The 24,471-nt window shown below is 73.2% G+C and carries 25 protein-coding genes and 1 pseudogene; 10 read left to right on the top strand and 16 right to left on the bottom strand.

Annotation, left to right across the window (positions count from 1 at the left end):
• The coding region (locus tag A6R01_RS12940) for an alpha-ketoglutarate-dependent dioxygenase AlkB (protein WP_292606504.1) at positions 1-542 on the top strand (542 nt) is incomplete at its 5' end.
• Positions 543-708: 166 nt separating this feature from the next.
• A complete protein-coding gene (locus A6R01_RS12935) occupies positions 709-864 on the top strand; it encodes a hypothetical protein (RefSeq protein WP_292606502.1) in 156 nt (51 codons plus the stop codon).
• A gap of 71 nt (positions 865-935) precedes the next feature.
• Here A6R01_RS12935 and A6R01_RS12930 read toward each other — a convergent pair whose 3' ends face one another.
• The 11 genes from A6R01_RS12930 to A6R01_RS12880 all read right to left on the bottom strand — a co-directional run bounded on the left by A6R01_RS12930 (position 936) and on the right by A6R01_RS12880 (position 13,574).
• On the bottom strand, positions 936-1,496 hold the full coding sequence (locus A6R01_RS12930) for a LemA family protein (protein ID WP_292606500.1): 561 nt from the start codon (positions 1,494-1,496) through the stop codon (positions 936-938).
• Between the two features lie 31 nt (positions 1,497-1,527).
• A complete protein-coding gene (locus tag A6R01_RS12925; RefSeq protein ID WP_292606498.1) occupies positions 1,528-3,261 on the bottom strand; it encodes a DUF2207 domain-containing protein in 1,734 nt (577 codons plus the stop codon).
• Positions 3,262-3,456: 195 nt separating this feature from the next.
• Positions 3,457-4,179 (bottom strand): SRPBCC family protein, encoded by a 723-nt coding sequence (locus A6R01_RS12920; protein WP_292606495.1) that lies wholly within the window; start codon positions 4,177-4,179, stop codon positions 3,457-3,459.
• A gap of 7 nt (positions 4,180-4,186) precedes the next feature.
• Positions 4,187-5,041: a xanthine dehydrogenase family protein subunit M gene (locus tag A6R01_RS12915; RefSeq protein WP_292606493.1), complete on the bottom strand. Its 855-nt coding sequence runs from the start codon at positions 5,039-5,041 to the stop codon at positions 4,187-4,189.
• Positions 5,038-7,512 (bottom strand): xanthine dehydrogenase family protein molybdopterin-binding subunit, encoded by a 2,475-nt coding sequence (locus tag A6R01_RS12910; RefSeq protein ID WP_292606491.1) that lies wholly within the window; start codon positions 7,510-7,512, stop codon positions 5,038-5,040. The genes A6R01_RS12915 and A6R01_RS12910 overlap by 4 nt, the downstream gene beginning before the upstream one ends.
• Complete coding sequence (locus tag A6R01_RS12905; RefSeq protein ID WP_292606489.1) at positions 7,509-8,012, bottom strand: (2Fe-2S)-binding protein; 504 nt, start codon at positions 8,010-8,012, stop codon at positions 7,509-7,511. The genes A6R01_RS12910 and A6R01_RS12905 overlap by 4 nt, the downstream gene beginning before the upstream one ends.
• Before the next feature lie 140 nt (positions 8,013-8,152).
• Positions 8,153-9,385 carry a transcriptional regulator gene (locus A6R01_RS12900; protein ID WP_292606487.1) on the bottom strand — a complete coding sequence of 411 codons (1,233 nt, stop codon included), beginning with the start codon at positions 9,383-9,385 and terminating at the stop codon, positions 8,153-8,155.
• A gap of 33 nt (positions 9,386-9,418) precedes the next feature.
• On the bottom strand, positions 9,419-10,258 hold the full coding sequence (locus A6R01_RS12895) for an alpha/beta fold hydrolase (protein WP_292606485.1): 840 nt from the start codon (positions 10,256-10,258) through the stop codon (positions 9,419-9,421).
• Positions 10,259-10,615: 357 nt separating this feature from the next.
• Complete coding sequence (locus tag A6R01_RS12890; RefSeq protein ID WP_292606483.1) at positions 10,616-11,737, bottom strand: XdhC family protein; 1,122 nt, start codon at positions 11,735-11,737, stop codon at positions 10,616-10,618.
• Positions 11,730-12,248, bottom strand: a complete 519-nt coding sequence (locus A6R01_RS12885; protein ID WP_292606481.1) for a VWA domain-containing protein — start codon at positions 12,246-12,248, stop codon at positions 11,730-11,732. The genes A6R01_RS12890 and A6R01_RS12885 overlap by 8 nt, the downstream gene beginning before the upstream one ends.
• A gap of 444 nt (positions 12,249-12,692) precedes the next feature.
• The gene (locus A6R01_RS12880; protein ID WP_292606479.1) at positions 12,693-13,574 is read right to left on the bottom strand and encodes a MoxR family ATPase; all 882 of its coding nucleotides are present in this window, start codon (positions 13,572-13,574) and stop codon (positions 12,693-12,695) included.
• Positions 13,575-13,634: 60 nt separating this feature from the next.
• On the opposite strand from A6R01_RS12880, the gene A6R01_RS12875 reads away from it, so the two are divergent.
• Positions 13,635-14,009, top strand: a complete 375-nt coding sequence (locus A6R01_RS12875) for a DUF2256 and DUF3253 domain-containing protein (RefSeq protein WP_292606477.1) — start codon at positions 13,635-13,637, stop codon at positions 14,007-14,009.
• A gap of 1 nt (position 14,010) precedes the next feature.
• Here A6R01_RS12875 and A6R01_RS12870 read toward each other — a convergent pair whose 3' ends face one another.
• Positions 14,011-14,604 (bottom strand): NTP transferase domain-containing protein, encoded by a 594-nt coding sequence (locus A6R01_RS12870; protein WP_292606475.1) that lies wholly within the window; start codon positions 14,602-14,604, stop codon positions 14,011-14,013.
• A gap of 95 nt (positions 14,605-14,699) precedes the next feature.
• On the opposite strand from A6R01_RS12870, the gene A6R01_RS12865 reads away from it, so the two are divergent.
• From A6R01_RS12865 to A6R01_RS12850, 4 genes are read left to right on the top strand one after another with little or no spacing between them, the layout of a single operon-like run.
• Positions 14,700-15,461: an SDR family NAD(P)-dependent oxidoreductase gene (locus A6R01_RS12865; RefSeq protein WP_292606472.1), complete on the top strand. Its 762-nt coding sequence runs from the start codon at positions 14,700-14,702 to the stop codon at positions 15,459-15,461.
• On the top strand, positions 15,454-16,836 hold the full coding sequence (locus tag A6R01_RS12860; protein ID WP_292606470.1) for an NAD(P)/FAD-dependent oxidoreductase: 1,383 nt from the start codon (positions 15,454-15,456) through the stop codon (positions 16,834-16,836). Before A6R01_RS12865 ends, A6R01_RS12860 begins: the two co-directional genes overlap by 8 nt.
• Positions 16,833-17,783: a bile acid:sodium symporter family protein gene (locus A6R01_RS12855; RefSeq protein ID WP_292606468.1), complete on the top strand. Its 951-nt coding sequence runs from the start codon at positions 16,833-16,835 to the stop codon at positions 17,781-17,783. The genes A6R01_RS12860 and A6R01_RS12855 overlap by 4 nt, the downstream gene beginning before the upstream one ends.
• Positions 17,780-18,748: an SDR family oxidoreductase gene (locus A6R01_RS12850; protein ID WP_292606466.1), complete on the top strand. Its 969-nt coding sequence runs from the start codon at positions 17,780-17,782 to the stop codon at positions 18,746-18,748. The genes A6R01_RS12855 and A6R01_RS12850 overlap by 4 nt, the downstream gene beginning before the upstream one ends.
• 132 nt (positions 18,749-18,880) lie before the next feature.
• Here the strand turns inward: A6R01_RS12850 and groL are convergent.
• The 4 genes and pseudogenes from groL to A6R01_RS12830 form a co-directional block, all read right to left on the bottom strand.
• Positions 18,881-20,394 (bottom strand): annotated as a pseudogene (groL, locus tag A6R01_RS12845) (chaperonin GroEL).
• Between the two features lie 195 nt (positions 20,395-20,589).
• A complete protein-coding gene (locus tag A6R01_RS12840) occupies positions 20,590-21,474 on the bottom strand; it encodes a hypothetical protein (protein WP_292606464.1) in 885 nt (294 codons plus the stop codon).
• 10 nt (positions 21,475-21,484) lie between these two features.
• Positions 21,485-22,021 (bottom strand): SGNH/GDSL hydrolase family protein, encoded by a 537-nt coding sequence (locus A6R01_RS12835; RefSeq protein WP_292606462.1) that lies wholly within the window; start codon positions 22,019-22,021, stop codon positions 21,485-21,487.
• Between the two features lie 32 nt (positions 22,022-22,053).
• Complete coding sequence (locus tag A6R01_RS12830) at positions 22,054-22,221, bottom strand: hypothetical protein (protein ID WP_292606461.1); 168 nt, start codon at positions 22,219-22,221, stop codon at positions 22,054-22,056.
• 89 nt (positions 22,222-22,310) lie between these two features.
• On the opposite strand from A6R01_RS12830, the gene A6R01_RS12825 reads away from it, so the two are divergent.
• The 3 genes from A6R01_RS12825 to A6R01_RS12815 all read left to right on the top strand — a co-directional run bounded on the left by A6R01_RS12825 (position 22,311) and on the right by A6R01_RS12815 (position 24,464).
• Positions 22,311-22,643, top strand: coding sequence for a hypothetical protein (locus tag A6R01_RS12825; protein ID WP_292606459.1), 333 nt, complete (start codon positions 22,311-22,313; stop codon positions 22,641-22,643).
• A 130-nt stretch (positions 22,644-22,773) separates the two neighbouring features.
• The gene (locus A6R01_RS12820; RefSeq protein ID WP_292606457.1) at positions 22,774-23,925 is read left to right on the top strand and encodes a DUF2157 domain-containing protein; all 1,152 of its coding nucleotides are present in this window, start codon (positions 22,774-22,776) and stop codon (positions 23,923-23,925) included.
• A gap of 65 nt (positions 23,926-23,990) precedes the next feature.
• Positions 23,991-24,464 carry a GDYXXLXY domain-containing protein gene (locus A6R01_RS12815; RefSeq protein ID WP_292606455.1) on the top strand — a complete coding sequence of 158 codons (474 nt, stop codon included), beginning with the start codon at positions 23,991-23,993 and terminating at the stop codon, positions 24,462-24,464.
• Positions 24,465-24,471: the final 7 nt, after the last annotated feature.

Here is a 24,471-nt window from a genome sequence, read left to right as displayed (position 1 = left end):
CGCTCACCCACGGCGCCTGGATCGACGTACGCCGGACCTGGCTGCCCGAGCCCGACGACGTCTTCGACGCCCTGGTCTCGCGGGTCCCCTGGCGCGCCGAGCGGCGGCAGATGTACGACCGCCTCGTCGACGTCCCCCGGCTGGTCTACACCTACATGATCGACCAGGAGCTGCCGCACCCCTCGCTCACCGAGGCCCGCGAGGCCCTCAGCGAGCACTACGCCGGCGAGCTGGGCGAGCCGTTCCGCACGGCCGGGTGCTGCTACTACCGCGACGGACGTGACAGCGTGGCCTGGCACGGCGACACCATCGGTCGCGGCTCCACGCACGACACCATGGTCGCCATCGTCTCGGTGGGCGATCCGCGACGACTCATGCTGCGGCCGCGGGGCGGCGGCGAGAGCCTGGCCTTCGAGCTGGGGCACGGCGACCTGCTCGTGATGGGCGGCAGCTGCCAGCGCACGTGGGAGCACGCGGTCCCCAAGGTCGCCTCCGCCGGGCCGCGCCTCTCCGTGCAGTTCCGACCCTTCGGCGTCTTCTGACCACCGCCGACTCCTCGCACCGCCCGACGCGTGGGACGCCGCGTCGGCGCGGCGGGAATCTGACAGGGTGGCCGCTCCAGATCCCCCGCAGGGGTAGCGCAAGGTAAAGCCGTAGGTAAAGGATGTCGCGGGCGACGATCCGCCAGCACCCCACAGGAGGCGGAGCATGGACGAGCCCCGGGAGGAGCAGGTCACGATGACACCGCCCCAGGTGGTCACACCGCGTCGTGCCGAGGGGCGGGGTCAGCTCTTCCTGGTCGGCATCGTCGCCATCGCCATCGCGGTCCTGGTCGTCGTGCTGATGGCGATGATCGGCGACTGACCGGTCGGATCGACCAGGCGGGACAGGACGGTCAGGCCAGGACGGTCAGGCCAGGACGGTCTGGCCGGGGATCAGAAGGACACCTGCGGCGGGGCCTGGTGCCCCTGCGGGGCGTCGTAGAACTCCCGTCGCCCCACGCCGGCGACCCCGGACAGGAACATCCACGGGATCGTCGCCACCAACGTGTTGAGGGTCCGGGTGGCGTCATTGTAGTACTGCCGCGAGAAGGCGATCTGGTCCTCGGTCTGCGCCAGCTGGCGCTGCAGCTCGGCGAAGTTCTGGTCGGCCTTGAGGTCGGGGTAGGCCTCGGCCACCGCGTTCAACCGCACCAGCGCCTGCTGCAGGGCAGCGTCCGCCGCGGCCCGGGCCGCCACGTCGTCCCCGCCGGCGGCAGCCGCGACGCCGGCGCGGGCGCGGGTGACCTCCTCGAAGACCTCGCGCTCGTGGGCGGCGTAGCCCTTGACGGTCTCGACGAGGTTCGGCACCAGCTCGGCGCGACGCGTGAGCTGGACGTCGATCCCGCCCAGCGCCTCCTGGGCGCCGATGTCGGCGGTGCGCAGCTTGTTGAAGCCGACCACGACGAAGCCGACGACGAGCACGACGACGGCCAGGACGATCAGGAGCGGGACCATGGCTCCATCCTGTCGGCACCGTCCCCGGCTGTCACCAGGACCCGCCGCCTCCGCCGCCACCGCCACCGCCTCCGCCGCCGCCGGAGGAGGACGAGGACTGGGTCGCTGCGTACGCCGAGATGGCCGAGCTCATGCTGGCCTCGAGGTCGTGGGTGATGCGGTCGGTCCAGGCCGACCCGGACGAGCCGGCGTACCAGGTGGCCCACAGGGGCGCGGGCGGGTCCTCGCCGATCTCGAAGCGGTACTTGTCGGCCCACTCCTTGGCGCAGCCGAAGGCGACCGCCCAGGGCACGAAGGCGGCGTAGAGGTCGCGGCGCCCGGCGAAGTCGAAGCGCTGCTTGCTCGAGGGTGTCGAGAGCACCCGCTCGAAGCCACCCACCTCCGACCACAGCCGGCGTCCCAGCGCGGTGCGCCGGGTCCCGGCTCCGGGGGTGAGCAGCGGGGCGGCGCCGACGGCGAGCCCCCCGGGCACGAGCGCCAGCGCGGCCAGGTCGACCGGGTTCACCACGACCGTCACCACGCTCAGCCCGATCATCAGCAGCACCAGCAGGGCACCGAAGCCGCCGAGGCCGTGCCGGACGACGGTGCCCGAGTCACGGCCCCACTGCGCGACGTCCTTCTCGAAGCGGTCGATGCGGGCCGTGAGCTTCTTGCCCGCCTCCACGCTCCCCTTGGTGAAGGTGAAGCGGTCCCCACGGGGGACGATGCGGATGGCGTCGCGGGTCACCGGGTCGAGACGGTCCTCGACGTCGCGGTCCCCGGGTCGCTCGATCGTCCAGCCCTCACCGTGCGGCGTCAGCGTCAGCGCACCCTGCTCGGCCGCGTGCAGGAGCGTGGCGACGTACCGCGGTCGCCCCACCCGCTCACGGGCGACGTAATAGCCCTGGGCCGGGCCGATGCCGGTGGGCGGGGTGTAGGTGAGCGGGAACCCGGGCGCCCGCTCCCGGGCCCGAGCGGCCAGCAGCGCACCGAGGCCGAGCGCCAGGAGCGCACCCACGACGACCAGGACCAGCAGCCACACCCGGGTCCCGAGCACCGGGTCGAAGCGCGGCGCCCAGGGCAGCGTCTCCTGGGCGTCGGGCGCGGGCAGGTCGAGCGTCGCGGTCACGGTGACCGGGGTGCGGGGGGCCAGCGGTCCGGTCACCACGACCACCCGGTCGCTGCCACCGCCGACCGCGGTGCAGCCGCCACGCACCCCGTCCCCCTGGTCGCAGGCGACCTCCCCCACCGTCGTGGCCGGGAGCAGGATGGCGACCTCGGCCTCGTCGATGCGCTGGGCCCAGCCGCCGGGCACGACGTCCCAGCGCAGCTCGGCCCGGCCGTCCTCGTCCTCGCCCAGCACGTCGGCCAGCTCGTAGGTCAGGCGGTAGGTGTGCGAGCCGGGCGTGAGCGTGACGTCGGCGTCGCCGATGCGCCACACGAGGTAGCGCCCGGCGCCCGAGGACTCCGTCACCCAGTCCTCCCGCGCACCGTCGCGGAGCACCTCGACGTCGCGGGGCCGGACCCGTCCGCCCTCGACGGGGGAGTCGGCGCGGTCGAAGAAGCGGAAGATCCCGTGCCGGTCGGAGGTCGTGACCTCCAGCACGATCGTCTCGCGGACCCGCGCGGTGCCGTCCTCGCGGACGGTCATCTCCACGTCGTACCGGCTGATCGAGGTGGGCTCGCTGCCGCCCCCGTCCTCCTCCAGCCCGTAGAAGGCGGCGGGGGCGGCCACGAGCGCGAGGAGGAGGACGAGACCGAGCAGCCGGACGAGGAGTCGGGTCACGCCCCGCAGCCTAGTGTCGCGTCTCAGACGTTGTTGCACGGTTGGCGTTCTCAGGGTGTGCGCAACGCAAGGCGCCGGCGCGCAGCCATAGCCGTTCCTCTCGCAAGCGACGGCAACGCAGCGAGGTGCGTGCCATGGGGGCGCGAAGCGCCCAAGAACGTGTGGGACGCGGCACTAGGGGCGGTGCGGCAGCGGCTACCGCAGCACCCGGCGTACGACGACGAGCAGTGCCACCAGTCCCAGGACCGCGGCCAGTCGCGGGCCGTAGGTCCGCAGCAGCACCGGGAGCACGGTCGCCCCCAGGTCCAGCGAGTCGTCGCCCGTCCCGCTCGGGGCCCTGCTGGTGGACTGGCCCGCAGCCGGTGTCGGACGGGGGGCCGGCGACGGCGTCGGGGGGGCCTGGCCCGCCGCCGCCGGCGTCGGGGTGGGGGTCTCCCCAGGCTCGTCGGTCGCGACGGGACCGTCGACCGGTGCGGGCGCCCCGAGCCGTTGCTCGAGGCACGCCACGAACTGGCCCAGCAGCTTGTCGGAGACGTCCTGCATCACCCCGCGACCGAACTGCGCCGGCTTGCCGGTGATCGCCAGGTCGGTGTCGACCTGCACCTCGGTCGACTCCCCCGCCCCGGTCATGGCCAGGGTGACCGTCGCGCCGGCCGTGCCGTTGCCCCGCTTGTCCTTGCCCTTGGCCTCCACGACGAACCGGTGCGCCGCGTCGTCCTTCTCCACGAAGGTGCCCGACCCGGCGTACTGCAGGGCGATCGGGCCGAGCTTGACCTTCACGGTGCCGCGGAAGGTGTCCCCCTCGACGTCGGTGACGACGGCGCCGGGGAAGCACTCGGCGAGCGCCGCGATGTCCCCGAAGTGCGCCCACGTCGACTCGACGTCGAGGGGGACGGTGAAGTTGTGCCTGAGCTCCACGCCTGCCTCAGCCCCCTGCGGCCGCGAGGACCGCGCGCCGGGTCAGCACCGTCGCGAGGTGGCTGCGGTAGTCGGAGTCGCCGTTGAGGTCCGAGGGCGGGTTGGTGCCCTCCGTGGCGCGCGAGGCGGCCTCGCGCACGGCGTCCTCGGTGGCCGGCTGACCGCGCAGCGCGTCCTCGACCGCGCGGGCACGCAGCGGGGTCGACCCCATGTTGGTCAGCCCGACGCGTGCCTCCGCGATCGTGCCGCCCTCGACCCGGACCGCCGCGGCGACCGCGACGATCGGCCACTGGTGGGCGACGCGCACGAACTTCTCGTAGTGCGCGCCCCAGCCGGTGTGCTTGGGCACCCGGACCGCGGTGAGGATCTCGTCCTCGCCGACGGCGGTCTCGAAGAGGTCGACGAAGAAGTCGTCGGCCCCGACCGTGCGGGTGCCGTCGCGACCGGCGATCACCATCTCGCAGCCCAGCGCCAGCGCGGGCGCTCCCACGTCACCGGCGGGGTCGGCGTGGGCGAGCGCCCCACCGAAGGTCCCGCGGTGCCGGATCTGCTCGTCGGCGAGGTGGGTGACGGCTCGCTGCAGCAGCGCTGCGTGCTCGGCGACCATCGGGTCCCGCAGGACGTCGGCGTGCCGGGTCATCGCGCCGATGACGAGGTGGTCGCCGTCGTCGCGGACACCCCGCAGCTCGGGGATCTTCCCGAGGTCGATGACGACCTCGGGTGCGTTGAGCCGCATCCGCAGCACCGGCAGCAGCGACTGGCCTCCGGCGAGGATCTTGGCGTCGTCGCCGTGCTCGGCGAGCGCGGCGAGCGCCTCCTCGACCGTGGTCGGGGCGAGGTAGTCGAACTGCGCGGGGATCACTGTGCACCTCCGGTGGTCCGGTCGACGGTGCCTTCCATGCCCGTCGAGGAGTCGAAGTGCGGCATCGCCGCACCCTCGGTGGCGCCGCCCCCGGCGACGCCCTGGATGGCCCGCCACACGCGCTCGGGCGTGCAGGGCATGGTGATGTCGTCGATGCCGAGATGGCGTACGGCGTCGACGACCGCGTTCACGACGGCCGGGGTCGAGGCGATCGTCCCGGCCTCGCCCACGCCCTTGGTGCCGAGGGTGTTGGTCAGCGACGGCGAGGTCGTGTGGTCGATGTCGAAGGAGATCGTGTCGGCAGCGGTGGGCAGCAGGTAGTCGGTGAACGACCCCGACACCAGCGTGCCCGCGTCGTCGTAGACCGCCTCCTCCCACAGCGCCTGGGCGATGCCCTGCACCAGCCCCCCGTGCACCTGCCCGGCGACGATGAGGGGGTTGATGATGTTGCCGATGTCGTCGCAGCAGGCGTACTTGCGCATCGACACCTGCCCGGTCTCGGTGTCGACCTCGACCGCGCACAGGTGGGTCCCGTGTGGGTAGTTGAAGTTCACCGGGTCGTAGGTCGCGTCGGCGTCAAGCGAGGGCTCCATGTCCTCGGGGTAGGAGTGCGCCGCGAACGCGGCGGTGGCCAGCTCCTGGATGGTGATGCCCTGGTCGGTGCCGCGGACACCGAACCGGCCACCGGCGTACTCCAGGTCGTCGGCGGAGGCCTCGAGCAGGTGGGCGGCCAGCGGTCGGGCCTTGTCGATGACCTTGTCGACGGCCTTGACCAGCGCCTCGCCGCCGACCACCAGCGACCGTGAGCCGTAGGTGTCCAGGCCCTTGGGCGCGACCTGGGTGTCGCCGTGCAGCACCTCGACGTCCTCGAAGGGGACCCCGAGCCGGTCGGCGACGATCTGGCTGAACGCCGTCTCGTGGCCCTGGCCGTGCGCGGAGGCGCCGGTGACGACCTCGACCTTGCCGGTGGCGAGCATGCGCACGCTGGCGTGCTCCCACCCGCCGGCGCCGTAGTTGAGCTGACCGAGCACCCGGCTCGGCGCGAGCCCGCACATCTCGGTGAAGGTCGAGACTCCGATGCCGAGCTGGACCCGGTCGCCGGACTCGCGGCGCCGCTTCTGCTCGGCGCGCAGCTCGTCGTAGCCGAGCATCTCCATCGCCCGCTGCGTGGCCTTCTCGTAGTCGCCGGAGTCGTACTCCAGCCCGGCGACGGTGGTGAAGGGGAACTCGTCGGCGTCGATCCAGTTGCGGCGACGGACCTCGATCGGGTCCTCGCCGAGCTCGGCGGCCAGCTCGTCCATCAGCCGCTCGATCGCGAAGGTGGCCTCGGGCCGGCCGGCGCCGCGGTAGGCGTCGGTCCAGGTCTTGTTGGTCAGCACCGTCTGGCAGTTGAACTGGTAGGCGGGGAACTTGTAGATCGAGTTGAACATGAAGGCGCCGAGCACCGGGACGCCGCCGCCGACGATCGCGACGTAGGCCCCGAGGTCGGCGAGCAGCTCGACCTTGAGGCCGGTGACGGTGCCGTCCTTCTCGGCGCTCATCGTGAGCTTCTGCCACTGGTCGCGCCCGTGGTGGGCGGTCATCAGCGACTCCGAACGGGTCTCGGTGAACTTCACCGGCCGCCCCAGCCGCCGGGCGACGGCGAAGGCGATCATCTCCTCCGGGGTCTGCTGGAGCTTGCCGCCGAAGCCACCGCCCACGTCGGGGGCGATGACCCGGATCTTCGACTCCGGCACACCGGTCGTCGCCGCGATCGCGAAGCGCAGGATGTGCGGCACCTGGGTCGCCGACCAGACGGTGATCTGCTCGCCGGTCGGGTCGACGACGACCGAGCGCGGCTCCATGAAGGCGGGGATCAGCCGCTGCTGGCGGTACTCCCGCTCGATCACGATGCCGTCGGTCCGTGCCTTCTCGATGGCCGCGTCGACGTCGCCGCCGGTGCCGGCCTCGGCGGAGTCGAACTTCCAGAACGCCGACTTGTTGGTGCCGAGGTCGGGGTGGGCCAGGACCTCGTCGGTGGCGGCGTGCTTGAGGTCCAGGGCGGCCGGCAGCTCGTCGTACTCGACGTCGACGAGCTCGGCGGCGTCCCGCGCCTCCGCCGCGCTCCGCGCCACCACGACCGCGACGACCTCGCCGGCGAACGCGACCCGGTCGACCGGCATCGGCAGGTGCGGCGGGGTCACCTGGTCCTCGGTGATCGCCCAGGCGTTGATGCAGGCGCCCTGCGCCTCGCCGAGGTCGGCGCCGGTGACCACGTCGACGACGTTGGTGGCGTTCTTGGCCTCGGTGGTGTCGATCGAGACGATCTTCGCGTGCGCGAAGGGGCTGCGGACCATCGCGAGGTGCAGCATCCCGGGCAGCGCGAGGTTGTCGGTCCACCGGGTGCGGCCGGTGATCAGCCGCTGGTCCTCCTTGCGGCGCCGCTCGCGCCCGATCTCCCGCTCGGCAGCTGGCTCCTGGACGGCGGTCATGCCGTCACCCCCTGCTCCTGCTCCTCGCTGGTCGAGCCCGTCGAGACCCCGGCGGCGTGCTGCACCGCCCTGACGATGTTGTGGTAGCCGGTGCAGCGGCACAGGTTGCCCTCGAGGCCGAGCCGGATCTCCTCCTCGCTGGGCTGCGGGTTCTCCTTCAGCAGCGCCACGCTCTGCATGACCATGCCCGGCGTGCAGAAGCCGCACTGGAGGCCGTGGCACTCGCGGAAGGCCTCCTGCACCGGGTGCAGCTCGCCGTCCTGCGCGAGCCCCTCGATGGTGGTGACCTCGCATCCGTCGGCCTGGACGGCCAGGACGTTGCAGGACTTCACGGACTCACCGTCGAGGTGGACGGTGCAGGCTCCGCAGTTGCTGGTGTCGCACCCGATGACGGTGCCGGTCTTGCCGAGGCGCTCGCGCAGGTACTGCACCAGCAGCATCCGCGGCTCGACGTCGTCGGCGACCCTGGCGCCGTCGACGGTGAGGCTGATCCGGGTCATGGACTCTCCCTGGGTGGATCACGCGGGGGTTCGCGTGGGTGGCGGGTCGTGTGACCCGGCTCACGCTATGAGCGCCAGGTTGGAGGAGGGTTGGAGGAGGGTTGGAGGAGCGCTGAACGAGGGCCGGCGCCTCCCCGTCCTCAGCCGCGCGCAGCCGCCAGACGGGCCTTGAGCAGCGGCGCCAGCGGGTGGGCGCGTCCACCCAGCCGGGCCAGCGCAGCCTCGACCACCTCGGTGTCGTAGGGCGCCCGCTCGCCGTAGGTCGCGACCGCCTCGGGGTCGGGGTCGGCCAGCAGCGCCTCCCGGACCGCGACGGCGACGTACTCGCCGAGCTCCTGCAGGGCCGGGCTGTCGGTGCCGGGCAGCAGGTCGCCGCCGTACGCCTCGACGGCCCGACCCACCCGCCCGCGACGCAGCATCGAGAGCACGTGGTCGACGTCGGTGGCCACCGGCATGGTCAGCCGGTAGGGCCGCGAGGAGAGCTGCCCGCCGAGCGCGTGGCGCAGGTGGGAGACCTCGGCCTTGAGGGTGGAGAAGGTGACGGCGTGGTCGCCGTAGACCGCCGCGTGGAGCCGGTCCAGCGAGAGCCCCTCGGGGTGCAGGGCGAGCAGGGCGAGGATCTCGGTCTGGCGCCGGTTGAGCAGCAGCCGCTGGCCGTCGAGGTGGGCCTCGGCTGTGCCGAGGACCGAGAGCACCAGGCCGGGCTGGGTGTCGTCGGGCCCGGGGGCGTGACCCAGCGGGGTGGCGCTGGCCGGCATCGCCTGCTCGATGAGGCGCGCCATCACCTGCGCGGTGGCGAGGCCGATCGGGTGGGTGCGGTCCCAGGTGGTGGAGAGGTCGAGCACGCCGAGCTGCACGCCGGTCACCGGGTCGTGCACGGGCGCGGCCCAGCAGACCCAGTTGTGCACCATCGAGGCGTAGTGCTCGGCGCTGAAGACCATCGCCGCGCGGTCGTGGCGGTTGGCGAGGTCCAGGGCGTTGGTGCCGGCGGACCGGTCGTCCCACCGGCCGCCGGCCACGAAGTTCACGCTCTCGGCCTTGCGGCGCATGGTGCGACCGCCGTACGTCCACAGGATGCGGGTCTGCGGGTCGGTCACCGCGACCACGAGGTCGCCGTCCTCGGCGGTGCGGCGCAGGTCCTCCTCGACCCGCTCGACCGCGGTCTGCAGCGGGGAGTCGCGGAAGTAGGCCGCGGTCTCCTGCTCGTCGTCGAGGGGGGCGTAGGCGACCTCCGGGGAGATCGTCTGCTCCGAGCGCGCCCAGCTCGACCAGATCTCGGGGCGCACGAGCTGCTCGGCGCCGTCACCGTGCTCGACGAACGAGGTCCACGCGCGCACCGCGTCGACCCGGCGAGCCCGCAGGTCCGCTTCCATGCCGCGAACCTAGCACCGTCCTGGTGACGTGGGTCACACCTCGAGGTGGCGCCTCAGGAACGCGACGGTGCGGCGCATCGAGTCGGCGAAGCGCGGGCCGAAGGCGTGCTGCTCCCCCGGCCACTCCACCAGCGTGCTGCGAGCACCCGCCTCCCGCAGCAGCCGGTCGGTCTGCCGGGACCAGGCCGGTGGGCAGACGTCGTCGGAGGTGCCGTGGTGGAGCATCACCGGCACCTCGACGCGGTCGAAGAATGTCCGGCTGGACAGGTCGCGGTAGAAGCGCGGCGACTCCTCGGGCGTGCCGTGCTCGTCGTAGAACGCGCGTGCCCCCTCGGGGCGGTTGGGCTCGGTGAACTGGCGCAGGTTGTCGACGAAGCGGCTGCTCACCGACGCGAAGACGACCGCCGCGTCGACCAGGTCCGGCTCGGCCACGATGGCGTTGAGCGTGACGCCGCCGCCCATCGAGCGGCCGACGAAGGCGGTGCGGTCGGCGTCGACGTAGTCCATCCGCTTCAGGGCCTTGACCGCCCCGATCGCGTCACGGGTGTAGACCAGCCGGGTCTCCCGGCCCATCGGGCTGACCGGGTCCGAGCCGGCGTGGCCGCGGTAGTCGGTGTGCAGCACCACGAACCCAGCCGCCGCGAACCACTCCTGCTCGCGGCTCATCCCCCGGCCGAGGGTGTAGATCGCGGGGTCGATGTAGCCGTGGTTGAGCACCAGCGCGGGGAACGGCCCCTCGCCCTTGGGCACCAGCAGCTCGCCGGTGACGGTGGCCCCGTTGACGCGGTACGCCGCCGCGTAGCCGGTCCACCGGTCGGTCTCGGCCAGCTGCGCGGTCGTGCGCAGGCCGCCGCCGCGCACGTCCTCACGCATGAGCGCCGGGAGGCTCTGAGGGTCACGGACGGGTGGGAGGGTCTCGTCGGACTCGGGGTCTGCTGTGGGGTCTGCTGTGGGGTCTGCTGTGGGCTCGGGACCGGGTCCGCCGACGGACCCGCCGGGTCGCTGCTGCAGGCGACGAGCAGCGCGAGCAGCACCAGCCCAACGGCGTACGTCGTGACCGGCCGGATCCACCCGCACGGGAGCCTCATGGGTCCACTGTGGCGGCTGGGGCCAAGCGGCGGGTCGGGAGGTTCATCGGCCGTCCGACAGACCTTGGCGTTGGCCGACAGCGGTTCATCGGCCAGTGGCAAGGTTCATCGGCCGGCCGATGAACCTCGCGGCCCACGCCGGCTACTCCTCCCCGTGGATCCGCCCCGAGGTGGTGGCCAGCCGCTCCCCGGAGCCACCCCAGCGGCCGGCGATGATCTCGGCGGCGATGGAGATGGCGGTCTCCTCCGGGGTGCGGGCGCCGAGGTCGAGGCCGATGGGCGAGGAGAGCCGGCCGATCTCGTCCTCGGTCAGCCCCACCTCGCGGAGCCGGTCGAGCCGGTCGTCGTGGGTGCGCCGCGAGCCCATCGCCCCCACGTAGGCGACGTCCAGGCGCAGCGCGACCTCGAGCAGCGGCACGTCGAACTTCGGGTCGTGGGTGAGCACGGCCAGGACGGTGCGCGGGTCGATGCGGCCGGCCTCGACCTCGGCGGCGAGGTAGCGGTGCGGCCAGTCCACGACCACCTCGTCGGCGTCGGGGAAGCGCGAGGCGGTCGCGAAGACGGGCCGGGCGTCGCAGACGGTGACGTGGTAGCCGAGGAACGACCCCACCCGCGCGACCGCCGCCGCGAAGTCGATGGCTCCGAACACCAGCATCCGCGGTTTCGGCGCGAACCCCCACACGAACACCCGCATCCCCTCGCCGCGCCGCTCACCGTCGGGGCCGTAGGTCAGCGTCGCGTTGGAGCCACTCGCCAGCAGGCCGAGGGCGTCGTCGTGCACGGCGTCGTCCATCCTCGCCGAGCCGAGCGAGCCCGAGAGCGCCTCCCCGGGTCGTACGACGACGCGCCGGCCCCGCACCCCGGCGTCGGGGTGCTCGATCACCGTGGCCAGCGCGACGGGTCGCCCCGCCTCGATGTCGGCGGCCACCTCGCCGAGCTCGGGGAAGGTCTCGCGCGAGACCTTCTCGACGTAGACGTCCAGGATGCCGCCGCAGGTCAGCCCGACCGCGAACGCGTCGTCGTCGGAGACGCCGTAGCGCTCGAGCACCGGCTCGCCCGTGCCGGCCACCTCGGTCGCCTGCTCGTAGACCGCGCCCTCGACGCACCCGCCCGACACCGAGCCCACCGCGGTCGCGTCGGGGCCGACCAGCATCGAGGCACCGGCCGGTCGCGGGGCGGAGCGGAAGGTCGCCACGACGGTGGCGACGCCGACGGTCTCGCCGGCCTCCCACCACGCCATCAGCTCGGGCAGCACGTCACGCACGGGAGAGCACCTCGCACAGCTCGGAGTAGGTCGCCAGCGAGTGCCCGGCGAGGAAGTCGTCGACGTGGGGCAGCACCGCCACCACACCGCCCTGCACCGGCTCGTAGCCGGCCTTGCCGCGGTGCGGGTTGACCCACACGACCCGGTGCGCGATCCGCTGCAGCCGTCGCACCTGCTCGGCCAGCAGCGTCGGGTCACCGCGCTCCCAGCCGTCGCTGAGCACCACCACGACCGCACCGCGGGCCAGCCCGCGTCGCCCCCAGCGGTCGAGGAAGACCTGCAGCGACTCCCCCAGCCGCGTGCCGCCGGACCAGTCGGGCACCGTGTCGCCGGCCGCGACCAGCGCGCGCTCGGGGTCGCGGACCGACAGCGCCCGGGTGAGGTGGGTGAGCCGGGTGCCGACGGTGAACGTCTCCACCCGCGCGTCGGGCACGTGGGTCAGCCGGTGCGCCACGCGCAGCAGGGCGTCGGCGTACCCGCTCATCGAGCCGGACACGTCGACCAGCAGCACCGAGCTGGGCGGCGAGCCGCTGCTTCTCCCCGGCGCTCAGCGTGGCGACGTCGCGGTGCCGCAGCACCTCGGCGTCGCTGGCCCGCGCTCGCACGGGGTCGGAGTCGTCGCTCTCACCAGCGCCGTCGGCGTCGGTCTCGGGCAAGGAGGTGAGCGTCGGCGCGCCCGGCGTGGCCGGCCGCGGGCGCGGCAGCCCGGCCCGGTGGTCGAAGTAGGCCTCGAAGACGCCGTCGAAGCGGTGCAGGTCGTCCGGCCCGCCGCACAGCGTCGAGCGGCCGGCGGTCCGCACCGCCGCGGCATCGGCCAGGCCGACGTGCGCGCAGGCCTCGAGGAAGGCCGCCGACCGGTCGTGCGTCACCGCCACCCCGGCGGCGCGCAGGGCGGTCGTGAACCCGAGCAGCACCTCGTCGGGCGCTCGTCGCTGGTCGAGCCCGTCGAGACCCGTCATGACGTCAGCAGCCGGTCCAGCGCGTGCTTCACGCGGTCGGCGTCCTCGCGGTACTTCACCAGCGCCCCCAGCGTCCGCGCGGCGGTCTCGAGGTCGAGCTCGGCGCACCCGAGGTGGTGCAGGGCCTGCGCCCAGTCCAGCGTCTCGGCCACGCCCGGCGGCTTCTGCAGCCCGGTGTCGCCGCGCAGCCGCTGCACGACGTCGACCACCTGCCGGGCCAGCGCCGCGGACACCTCGGGCAGCCGGGTGCGGACGATCTCCACCTCCCGCTCCAGCCCGGGGTGGTCGACCCAGTGGTAGAGGCAGCGCCGCTTCAGCGCGTCGTGCAGCTCACGGGTGCGGTTGGAGGTCAGCACCACCAGCGGCGGCTCGGCGGCACGGACGGTGCCGAGCTCGGGGATCGAGACCTGGTACGTCGACAGCACCTCGAGCAGGAACGCCTCGAACTCGTCGTCGGCCCGGTCGACCTCGTCGACGAGCAGCACCGCGGGCGCCTGCTGCAGGGCGGCGAGCACGGGACGCGCGAGCAGGAACCTCTCGTCGTACAGGCTCTTCTCGGCCTCCTCGACACCCTGACCCCCGAGACCGCCGGCGGCCTCGAGCGCGCGCAGGTGCAGCACCTGCCGCGGGAAGTCCCAGTCGTAGAGCGCCTGCGAGGCGTCGATCCCCTCGTAGCACTGCAGCCGCAGCAGCGGCACCCCGGCGACCTGCGCGAGCGCCTCGGCCAGCGCGGTCTTGCCGGTGCCGGGCTCGCCCTCGAGCAGCAGCGGACGCTGCATCCTCCCGGCCAGGAAGACCACGGTCGCCAGCGACTCGTCGCACAGGTAGCCGGTCGCGGCGAGCTGCTCGGCGACCTGCGCGCTGGACTCGACCTGCATGGCGACAGGCTAGACAGCCGGGTGTTGGTCGGCGGTTGGAGCATGCCCACACTGGAGGACGTGCCCTCCGTGCCCGAGCCCAAGACCTGCGCCTCCTGCGGCCGCACCATCGAGTGGCGCAGGAAGTGGGCGCGCTCGTGGGACGACGTGAAGTACTGCTCCGACGCCTGCCGCCGCCACAAGGTCACCGACACCGACCGGGCGCTGGAGACGAGCATCCGCTCGCTGCTCGACTCCCGGAAGGGCGGCGCCACCATCTGCCCCAGCGAAGCGGCCCGCGAGGTCGGCGGCGAGGACTGGCGCGACCTGATGGAGCCGGCCCGCCGCGCCGGGCGACGGCTCGTCGCGGCCGGCGAGGTCGAGGTCACCCAGGGCGGGAAGGTCGTGGACCCCTCCACCGCCAAGGGGCCGATCCGGGTCCGTCGAGTCCCCTGACCTACCGGCTGTCGACGTCGCGGCCGCTCGCCAGGTCGCCGCACTCGACGAGCACCACGTCGGCGGTCGCGAGGTAGTCGCGCGCCCCCCGGTCCCCCGTGGCCGCGGCGGCCACCCCGGCCCAGTGGTCGCGCCCGAGCAGCACCGGGTGCCCCGGCACGCCGTCGTACGCCGCTCGCGCCAGCGAGCCCGCGGCCGCACCGGCACCGCCGACTGCACCGCCGACCACCCGGGCCACCACCTGCGGCACCAGGTCGGGCAGGTCGACCAGGCTGACCACCACCGACGGCACGTCCTCCCCGAGCCCGGCCAGGGCGGCGAGCCCGGCCCGCAGCGAGGCCCCCATCCCCTCGGCCCAGTCCTCGGCCACCACGACCTGGACGGACCCGTCCAGCAGCTCGGCCGCCTCCGGCGCCGCGCCGAGCACCACGACCACCGGGTCGCAACCGCCCTGGCGCAGCACCTCGACGCCCCGCTGCAGCCAGGCGCCCCGGTCGTCGTGCACCAGCGCCTTGGGCATCCCCATCCGCGAGCCGGCCCCCGCGGCGAGCAGCAGCCCGGCGGGCGTGGGGGCGGGCGGATCGACGGGGGTCACGGGTCGATGGTGCCAGGCACGCGCGACCCGTCGGCCGCACGAGGCCAAGAGATGTCCTAGGGTCGCTCCCGACCGAGGGGAGAGACGTGGATCACATGCGAGGAGTCGCCGTCGTCACCGGCGCCGCCGGCGCGATCGGCACCGCACTGACCGCCACGCTGACCGACGCCGGCTACGACGTGGTCGGGCTCGACCTGCCGGAGGCCTGCCCGCCCGAGCGACTGGCGAGCGGAGCGATGGTCGGCTGCGACATCACCGACGACGCCGAGGTCCGGGCGGTCTTCGAGCGCATCGTCGCCGACCACGGGCGGATCGACCTGCTGGTCAACAACGCCGGCATCTCGGCGATCGGAGCGTTCGACGACCACGACGTCGAGACCCACCGGCAGGTGCTCGCGGTCAACCACCTCGGCTCGGTCTCCTGTACCCAGGCCGCGCTGCCGGCCCTGCGCCAGAGCCGCGGCCACGTCGTGGTGGTCAGCTCGGTCGCGGGCTTCGCCCCGGTCGTCGGCCGGCCGGCGTACGTCGCCGCCAAGCACGCCGTCACGGGGATGTTCGAGTCGCTGCGTCCCGAGCTGGCGCGCGACGGCGTCGGCGTGACGCTGGTGCACCCGACCTTCCTCACCACCCACCTCGGCACGGCCGAGGGCGGTACCGAGCGCACCACCACCGGCTCGGCCGTCACCGCCGACGACGTCGCCCGGACCGTGCTCGAGGGCGTCCGGAAGCGCCGGCCGCGGATGCTGGTCGGCCGCACCGCCCACGTCGCCTGGCACGTGCGCCGTCTCGCGCCCGGGCTCTACGAGCGTCTGATGACCCGCCGGATGACCGCCACCGAAGGAGCCGACCGTGGCTGACCAGTCCCGCGACGAGGACCTCACCTGCGCCGTGATCGGCGCCGGCCCCACCGGGCTGGCCGCCCTGCGCACCCTCCAGCGCTACGGCGTGCCGGCGGTCGGCTACGAGCTGGCCGACGACGTCGGCGGGCTGTGGCACATCGACGGGCCGCGCAGCACGATGTACGAGTCGGCCCACCTGATCTCCTCCAAGACCACCACGGCGTACGCCGAGTTCCCGATGCGCGAGGAGGTGGCCGACTACCCCAGCCACCGCGAGCTGCACGGCTACTTCCGCGACTTCGCCGACACCTTCGGCCTGCGCGAGCAGATCCGCTTCGGCACCGAGGTCACCGCGGTGGAGCCTGACCCGGATCCAGCGAGCGAGCAGTGGCTGGTGACCAGCACCGGCCCCGACGGCACCCGCACCGAGCGGCACTCGGCGGTGCTGCTGTGCAACGGCACGCTGAGCGAGCCGTCGGTGCCGACCTTCGAGGGCTCCTTCGACGGCGAGGTCATGCACACCAGCCGCTACCGCGACGCCGACGTGTTCGCCGGCAAGCGGGTGCTGATCATCGGTGCCGGCAACTCCGGCTGCGACATCGCCGTCGACGCCGCCCACCGCGCGGCCTCGGTCGACCTGAGCGTGCGCCGCGGCTACTACTTCGTGCCGAAGTACCTCTTCGGCAAGCCCGCCGACACCCTCAACCAGGGCAAGCCGCTACCGGCGCGGATCAAGCAGGCGGTGGACTCGCGCGTCCTCAAGGCGTTCACCGGCGACCCGGTGCGCTTCGGGTTCCCGAAGCCGGACTACAGGATCTACGAGTCGCACCCGATCGTGAACACGCTGGTGCTCCACCACATCGGCCACGGCGACGTGACCGTGCGGCCCGACATCGACCGGCTCGACGGCGACGGCGTGCGGTTCGTCGACGGCCAGCGCCACGAGTACGACCTGGTCGTGCTGGCCACCGGCTACCGCCTGCACTACCCCTTCGTCGACCGCGAGCTGCTGGCCTGGGACGGCTGGTCGCCGCAGCTGTACCTCAACATCTTCCCGCCGCGACGCACCCCCGCGCAGAGCACGCTGTTCGTGCTCGGCATGCTCGAGGCCAGCGGCATCGGCTGGCAGGGCAGGTACGCCCAGGCCGAGCTGGTGGCGGCGTACCTCCGCGCGCGACGCGACGACCCGGCGGCCGCCGCCGAGATGGACCGCCGCATCGCCGGCCCGAAGCCCGACCTCACCGGCGGCTACCGCTACCTCGCACTGGAGCGGATGTCCTACTACGTCAACAAGGACGCCTACAAGGCGTCGCTGGCCGAGCACCTCGCGCTGCTCGACCCGCTCCCCGCCCCCGAGTCGTCGGCTCCCCGCAGCCACGAGGAGGTCCGATGATCCCGCTGCCCTTGTTGGTGGGAGCGGACGCCGACGTCGACAGCATCCGGATCGCCTTCGAGGAGGGGTCGCTGACGACGCTGAAGATCGTCATCGGCGCGATCCTCCTCGGCGTCGCGCTCGAGACCCGCCCCTCGGACTTCCTGGCCGCGGCCAAGCGGCCCGGGTCGATCGCGATCGGGGTCGTCGCGCAGTTCCTGGTGCTACCGGCCCTGACCTTCGCGCTGACCCTGCTGCTCGACGTGCGCGGCTCGGTGGCGCTCGGCATGATCCTGGTGGCCTGCTGCCCGCCGGGCAACGTCTCCAACATCCTCACCCACCGCGCCCGCGGCGACGTGGCGCTCTCGGTGTCGATGACCGCGGTCGGCAACGTGCTGGCGATCGTGGCGATGCCGCTCAACGTCGCCTTCTGGGGCTCGCTGCACCCCACCGGCAAGGAGCTGCTCCAGGACATCACGCTGGACGCGGTCGACATGCTGGTGGAGATCGGCACCGTCATCGGCATCCCGTTCGTCGTCGGCATCGCGATCGCCACGAAGTGGCCGCGCTTCGCCGAGCGCGCCGGGAAGATCGTCGGCCCTGTCGCGTTCCTCGCCCTCGGCGCGGTGATCGTGGTCGGGGTCGCCGGCAACTGGTCGATCTTCGTGAACTACATCGGCATCGTGCTGGTGGCGGTCTTCCTCCACGACGCCCTCGCCCTGCTGCTCGGCTACGGCATCGCCCGCGGCACGGGCCTTCCCGAGCGCAGCCGCAAGGCGATGACCTTCGAGGTCGGCATCCGCAACTCCGGCCTCGGCCTGGTGCTGGTCTTCGCCTTCTTCGACGGCCTCGGCGGCATGGCACTGGTCGCCGCCTGGTGGGGCATCTGGGACATCATCGCCGGCCTCGCCGTCGCCCAATGGTGGGGCATGCGTGCCGGGCGGCGTACGCCGGAGCCGGTCACGTGAGCGCCCCCGACCCCCGCACGGTGCTGGTCACCGGCGGCAGCGGCTTCCTGGGCTCCTCGGTCGTCCACGGGCTCGCCGCGGCCGGGCACCGCGTCGTCAGCGGCGACCTGCGACTGCCCGAGCAGCCCGTCGCCGGGGTCGAGCACGTCGTCCTCGACGTCACCGACGCCGCCCTCGTGGACCAAGTGGTCGGCGAGCACGGCACCGAGGTGGTGGTCCACCTCGCCTCGGTCGTCACGCCGGGCAAGGACTCCTCCCGCGCCAAGGAGCACGCCGTCGACGTGGACGGCACCCGGCACGTGCTCGAAGCGTGCCTGGCCCACGGCGTGCGGCGCGTGGTGGTGTCGTCGTCGGGTGCGGCCTACGGGTACCACCCCGACAACGGGGCCGCCCACGACGGCTGGCTGCACGAGGACGACCCGGTGCGGGGCAACGAGGCCTTCGCCTACAGCCACCACAAGCGGCTGGTCGAGGAGATGCTCGCCGACCTGCGGGAGACCCACCCGGAGCTGGAGCAGGTCGTCCTGCGGATCGGCACGATCCTCGGGGAGCGCGTCGACAACCAGATCACCGCGCTGTTCGAGCGGCCGCGGATGCTGCAGATCCGCGGCTCGGACTCGCCGTTCGTCTTCATCTGGGACACCGACGTCGTCGCGATCATCGAGCGCGCGGTGACCAGCGAGGCGACCGGCATCTTCAACGTCGCTGGCACCGGCGCGATGAGCATCCCCGAGATCGCCGAGGCGCTCGGCAAGCCGGTGGTCGCGCTGCCCGAGGGTCTCCTCCGGGCGGCACTGGCGGTCGGGAAGCGGCTCGGCCTGACGGCGTACGGGCCCGAGCAGACGATCTTCCTCAAGCACCGCCCGGTGCTGGCCAACGACCGGCTGGTCGAGGTCCTCGGCTACCGGCCGTCGAAGACCTCGCGCGAGGCGTTCGACGCCTGGCGCACCAGCCGCGGCCTCTGACCGCTCCGGGGGTCGTGCCCCCGAGCGGGCGCCATGGCGCCCGCTCAGGGGCACGACCCCACAGAAATGCGGGAAGGCCCCGGTCGCTCTCGCGACCGGGGCCCTCTCGGTGGTGCTGTGGAGCGGTGGGACTCAGAAGTCCATGCCGCCCATGCCGCCGTCGCCACCGGGCATCGGGGCAGCCTTCTCGGGCTTGTCCGCGACGACCGCCTCGGTGGTGAGGAAGAGCGCCGCGATGGAGGCGGCGTTCTGCAGCGCGCTGCGGGTCACCTTGGCGGGGTCGATGATGCCGGAGGCCAGCATGTCGACGTACTCGCCAGTGGCGGCGTTGAGGCCGTGGCCGGGGGTCAGGTTGCGCACCTTCTCCGCCACGACACCGCCCTCGAGGCCGGCGTTGACCGCGATCTGCTTCAGCGGGGCCTCGGTGGCCAGCTGGACGATCTTGGCGCCGGTGGCCTCGTCGCCGTCGAGCTCGAGCTTCTCGAACGCGCCCGCGGCGGCCTGGATGAGGGCCACGCCACCGCCGGCGACGATGCCCTCCTCGACAGCAGCCTTGGCGTTGCGGACGGCGTCCTCGATGCGGTGCTTGCGCTCCTTGAGCTCGACCTCGGTGGCCGCGCCGACCTTGATGACCGCCACGCCGCCGGCCAGCTTGGCCAACCGCTCCTGCAGCTTCTCGCGGTCGTAGTCGGAGTCGGACTTCTCGATCTCGGCGCGGATCTGGTTGACCCGGCCCTCGATCTGCGAGGCGTCGCCGGCACCCTCGACGATGGTGGTCTCGTCCTTGGTGATGACGACCTTGCGGGCCTGGCCGAGCAGCTCGATGCCGGTGCTCTCGAGCTTGAGGCCGACCTCCTCGGAGATGACCTGGCCACCGGTGAGGATCGCGATGTCCTGCAGCATGGCCTTGCGGCGGTCACCGAAGCCCGGGGCCTTGACGGCGACGGACTTGAAGGTGCCGCGGATCTTGTTGACGACCAGGGTCGACAGCGCCTCGCCGTCGGTGTCCTCGGCGATGATCAGCAGCGGCTTGCCCGACTGCATGACCTTCTCCAGGATCGGCAGCAGGTCCTTGACGTTGGAGACCTTCTGGTTGGCGATGAGGATGTAGGGGTCCTCGAGGACGGCCTCCATGCGCTCCATGTCGGTCGCGAAGTACGCCGAGATGTAGCCCTTGTCGAACCGCATGCCCTCGGTGAGCTCGAGGTCGATGCCGAAGGTGTTCGACTCCTCGACCGTGATCACGCCCTCCTTGCCGACCTTGTCCATCGCCTCGGCGATGGCGTCGCCGACGGTGGTGTCGCCACCGGCGGAGATGGTCGCGGTGGCCGCGATCTGCTCACGGGTCTCGATGTCGGTCGCCATGCCGAGGAGCTTCTCGGAGACGGCGGACACGGCGGCCTCGATGCCGCGCTTGAGGCCCATCGGGTTGGCGCCGGCGGCCACGTTGCGCAGGGGTCCTCGAGCTCGATCTCCTTGGCGATGCTCACACCGTCGTTGGTGATCGTGGGGGCGCCCCACTTCTTCTCCAGCACGACGTTGCGGCCCTTGGGACCGAGGGTCACCTTGACGGCGTCAGCGAGGGTGTTCATGCCCCGCTCGAGGCCGCGACGGGCCTCCTCGTCGAATGCAATCAGCTTCGGCATAACTCCTGCGATCTCCTCGCACGAAAAAGAGTTGTGGACGGCCCGGCTCGTCGCCCGCGACGGACGGCCGCTCCACCTGCGGACCCTTCCCGGAGGTGGGGTGCGACCTCGACTCCCCGGACCGGGGTGTCTTGGCACTCTCACATGGAGAGTGCCACCGTCATGTTTAGCACTCGCACAGGGCGAGTGCAAACGTCAGGGTCGGTCCGGCAGGCCACCGGTCCGACCGGCCAGCACACGCACCACGACGTCGGCGAACAGCGCCGCGTTGCCGGGGTGCACGTCGAGGTAGAGACCGGGCTCGATCAGCTCCAGCTCGCTGACCGCCAGGCGACCGTCGGCCAGCCGCATCATGTCCACCCGGGCGTAGGGCAGCTCCCGCCCCAGCAGTCGTACGCCGGCGGCGACCGCGGCCGCCGCGAGCTCGGCGCACTCCGGCTCGACGGGCACCGGGCGCGAGACGCCCCCGAAGTGCTCGTGCACGCGGACCTCACCGCCGGCCGGCTGCTTGTCGACCTGGCTGATGACCTCGCCGCCGAGCACGAAGACCGACCGCTCCCCCTCGGTGCGCACCGACTCCACGACCGGCTGGGCCACCCACGGTCCGGCCGTCAGCCCCTCCAGCCGAGGGTCGCGGACCGAGTCGGCCAGCACCACGCCGAGCCCGCCGGCGCCGGTGCGTGGCTTGACCAGCACGGCGCCGAAGTCGTCGATCGCGGCCTGCAGGGCCGGCACCAGGCCGTGGTCCTCCAGCAGGCGGGTGGGCACGACCGGGACCTCGGCGCCCAGCTCGAGCAGGTAGGACTTGTCGGCGTTCCACGCGAAGACGTCGGCGCCGTTGAGCACCGGGGCGACCGCCTCGGTGCCACGCACCCAGGCGAGGAACTCCGGCAGTCGCCGGTGGTAGTCCCAGGTCGAGCGCACGGCCACCAGGTCGGCGGCCGACCAGTCCACGGCCGGGTCGTCCCAGGTGACCCAGCGGGCCGTCACGTCACGTTCGGCGAAGGCGGAGACGAGGTGCTCACCGCCGTACTCGCCCTCGGGGAGCAGGGTGAAGGTGGCGAGGAGGACGGTCGGCATGCGGCCCAGGCTAGGAGGGTTCACTGAGCGTCTCGGGCGGCAGGTGCCCGAAGGGCAGCTCGGCCCGTTCACCCAGCGCCGCCAGCACCGAGGGCAGCATCGCCTTCGCGGTGCGCTTGTAGCCCAGGGCGCTGGGGTGGAACCGGTCGAGGCTGAACATCTCGTCGGGGTTGGTGATGAAGAACGGCCCCACCACCTCGGCCAGCGACACCGCGTGCGCACCCGAGCGGACCGCGGCGGCGGCCTGGGCGGCGGCCAGCTGGCGCGAGGCCCGCGAGCCGAGGGCGCGCAGCGGCTGGGGCACCGGGCGGAGCGCCCCCAGGTCGGGGCAGGTGCCGACGACGACGGCGGTGCCCCGCTCGCGCAGCCGCGCGATGGCCTCCTCGAGGTGCTTGACCGAGTCGGCCACCGGCACCCGGTGGGTGACGTCGTTGCCGCCGACCACGATGACCGCGACGTCGGCGGCGTAGTCGCCGGGCAGCGCGTCGATCTGCCCGGCCAGCATCGAGGACTCCGAGCCGACCACGGCCCCCGTGCGCAGCCGCACCGAGCGGTGCAGCGTCGTGGCGAGCGCCTTGCTCAGCCGCCCGCCGAGGGTCTCGCGATGAGCGTGCCGACGAGTGCGCCGGCGACCTGGGAGTAGAAGAACGGCAGCCGCAGTCGCTCGATCCGGCGCTGCACGACCTCGATGACCGATCCCGCGACCGCGGCCACCGCGAGCAGTCGCCCTCGCGCAGATCTGTCCACGGTGCATGGCTACCGGCGGCGCCTGAACAGCAGGCGAGGAGAAGGTTCACCCCACGTGTCGATCGAGCCCCGCCACGCCCGTCATCTCGGTGGCCGCCGAGCACGCCGTCGCCCCCACCCCGGCCGACACGGCGTGGTCGCGGATCGTCGGCCACTACGACGCCCTGCTCGGGCTCGGCGACTCCCCCGTGGTGCGGCTGCACCGCGCGGTCGCGGTGGCCGAGGCCGACGGCCCGGAAGCGGGTCTCGAGGAGCTGATCGGCCTGGTGCTGCCCGGCCACCGGCTCCCCAGCGTGCGCGCGACGCTGCTCGCGCGACTGGGCCGGGTCGAGGAGGCCCGCGACGCCTTCGAGGAGGCGCTCGCGCTGTGCGGGAACGCCGCCGAGGCCGAGCACCTCGCCGGCCGGCTCGCGGACCTCTGATCCCCGCCGGCTGATCCCCGACGACGGATCCCCGACGACGGATCCCCAACGAGGGGTCGGGACGGAGGTCCCCACGATCTGAGTACGTCGACTCACGCGCACCCCCGGGCGCGAGGTCGACGCTGGAGGTATGACGACCACCACGCCTGCCCGGCTGTCCTGGCTCACCGGCGAGGTCCGCTCCTGGCAGGCCGCGGGCCTGATCGGGGAGGACCAGGCCGACGCGATCCTCGCGGGGTACGCCCCCGGGCACCGCCTCTCCCTCGTCCGCCTCCTGCTCGCGGTCGGCGCCTGCTTCGTGGGCGTCGGCGTGCTCTGGCTGGTGGCCGCGAACCTCGAGTCCCTCTCGCCCACGGCACGGGTCGTCCTGGTGGCGACCGTCTGGCTGACGGCCCTCGCCGGCGGCGAGGTGCTGCACTCCCGCTCGGCACCGGCTCCCGTCGTCGGTGCGGTGCGGCTGCTCGCGGCGCTGCTGGTCGGTGCGCTGGTGTTCCAGGCCGCGCAGAGCCTGCAGGTGCCGGCGTACGAGCCGTTCTTGCTCGCCTGCTGGGCCGCCGCCGCCCTGGTGCACGCCTACGCCGCCGGGGCCGTGACGCCGCTGCTGGCCGGTGTCGTGACCGGCACCGTCTACACGCTGTGGGCGGTCCTCGGCAGTGCGCCGTCCGGTGTCGCGCTGGTGCTCACGCTCGCCACCGTCGGCTTGGCGGCGGTGGGTCTGGCCGCGGTCCACGACGCGCGGACCCCGGAGTTCGCGCGGGTCTGGCGACTCTCCGGCGTCGGTCTGCTGCTCCTCTCCCTCGTCGTGGGCGCGGTGCCGGGGCTGGACCTCGGCTCGGAGTCCCTGCCCCTCGACCTGGTGGTCGGCCTGGTCGCCACCGCCCTGCTGGTCGGCGCGGGGCTGCTGGTCGGTGACCGGCTCGCCCGCGCCGAGCTGGTCGGCGGGGTGGCGGTCCTGGCCGTGGGTGCCGGGCTCGTCCTCTGGCAGGTCGGCACGTACGCCGCCAGCGACCCGACCGGCCAGGACGTCGTGCGTGCGATCGCCGGCCTCGCGGCCTGCGCGACCGCCGCCGTGGGCGTCGCGGTGGTCGGCACCTGGCGCGAGTCCACCGGCCTGGTCGCCCTGGCGACCGTGGCGCTGGTCGCGACGACCGCCCTGCAGGCGTTCACCGTCTTCGCCCCGGTCCTGGAGGGCGCGTGGCTGTTCCTCCTGCTCGGCGCGCTCCTGGTGGCCGTCGGGCTCGGCTTCGACCGGATGCGCCGCCAGGTCGCGGCAGCCCTGTGACCCCTTCCCGCGCCCCTCTCGCCACCCCCGGCACCCTCGACACCCCTCGACGCCCAGGAGTCCCGATGCGACTGCTCTCCCACACCCCCACCCGGATCGCCGTCGTCGCGCTCGCCCAGCTGCTGCTCGTCGGGGTCGCGGTCGCACCGCGGCTCTCGGCGTGGGCCACCGGCGAGGAGTACCTCCTCGAGGTCGCCGGCTTCGACCCGCACGACCCGTTCCGCGGCGCCTACGCCCAGCTGGACTACCCCGGGCTGCCGTCCGGGCGCCGGGTCCCCGACGGGACGGCGTACCTCCCCCTGCAGCGCGACGGCGACGTCTGGGTCGCTCCCCGCGCGGTCACCCAGCGCCCCGACGACGGTCCCTACCTCACCTGCGAGGGCGACGGGTGGGACCTGCACTGCGGGATCGAGTCGTGGTTCGCCCACGACGAGGAGGCGCTGGCCGTCGAGGACGCGTTGCGCTCGTCCACCGGTGTGGCGGTCATCAAGGTCGACTCCCGCGGCCACGCCGCCCTCGTCGACCTCCGACTCCCCTGACCTGCCC

Origin of the sequence: Nocardioides sp. REDSEA-S30_B4 (assembly GCF_001627265.1) — a bacterium.
Classification (GTDB): domain Bacteria; phylum Actinomycetota; class Actinomycetes; order Propionibacteriales; family Nocardioidaceae; genus Nocardioides.
The sequence above is the reverse complement of the archived record's forward strand: the minus strand, read 5'-3'. Positions and strand labels throughout refer to the sequence as shown.

Bases quoted from the DNA above. Each gene is read 5' to 3' on its own strand.
- A6R01_RS12905 (WP_292606489.1), bottom strand. From the start codon at position 8,012: ATGACCCGGATCAGCCTCACCGTCGACGGCGCCAGGGTCGCCGACGAC.
- A6R01_RS12930 (WP_292606500.1), bottom strand. From the start codon at position 1,496: ATGGTCCCGCTCCTGATCGTCCTGGCCGTCGTCGTGCTCGTCGTCGGC.
- A6R01_RS12820 (WP_292606457.1), top strand. From the start codon at position 22,774: ATGACGACCACCACGCCTGCCCGGCTGTCCTGGCTCACCGGCGAGGTC.
- A6R01_RS12895 (WP_292606485.1), bottom strand. From the start codon at position 10,258: ATGCGTGAGGACGTGCGCGGCGGCGGCCTGCGCACGACCGCGCAGCTG.
- A6R01_RS12900 (WP_292606487.1), bottom strand. From the start codon at position 9,385: ATGGAAGCGGACCTGCGGGCTCGCCGGGTCGACGCGGTGCGCGCGTGG.
- A6R01_RS12815 (WP_292606455.1), top strand. From the start codon at position 23,991: ATGCGACTGCTCTCCCACACCCCCACCCGGATCGCCGTCGTCGCGCTC.
- A6R01_RS12910 (WP_292606491.1), bottom strand. From the start codon at position 7,512: ATGACCGCCGTCCAGGAGCCAGCTGCCGAGCGGGAGATCGGGCGCGAG.
- A6R01_RS12840 (WP_292606464.1), bottom strand. From the start codon at position 21,474: ATGCCGACCGTCCTCCTCGCCACCTTCACCCTGCTCCCCGAGGGCGAG.
- A6R01_RS12935 (WP_292606502.1), top strand. From the start codon at position 709: ATGGACGAGCCCCGGGAGGAGCAGGTCACGATGACACCGCCCCAGGTG.
- A6R01_RS12865 (WP_292606472.1), top strand. From the start codon at position 14,700: ATGCGAGGAGTCGCCGTCGTCACCGGCGCCGCCGGCGCGATCGGCACC.
- A6R01_RS12880 (WP_292606479.1), bottom strand. From the start codon at position 13,574: ATGCAGGTCGAGTCCAGCGCGCAGGTCGCCGAGCAGCTCGCCGCGACC.
- A6R01_RS12855 (WP_292606468.1), top strand. From the start codon at position 16,833: ATGATCCCGCTGCCCTTGTTGGTGGGAGCGGACGCCGACGTCGACAGC.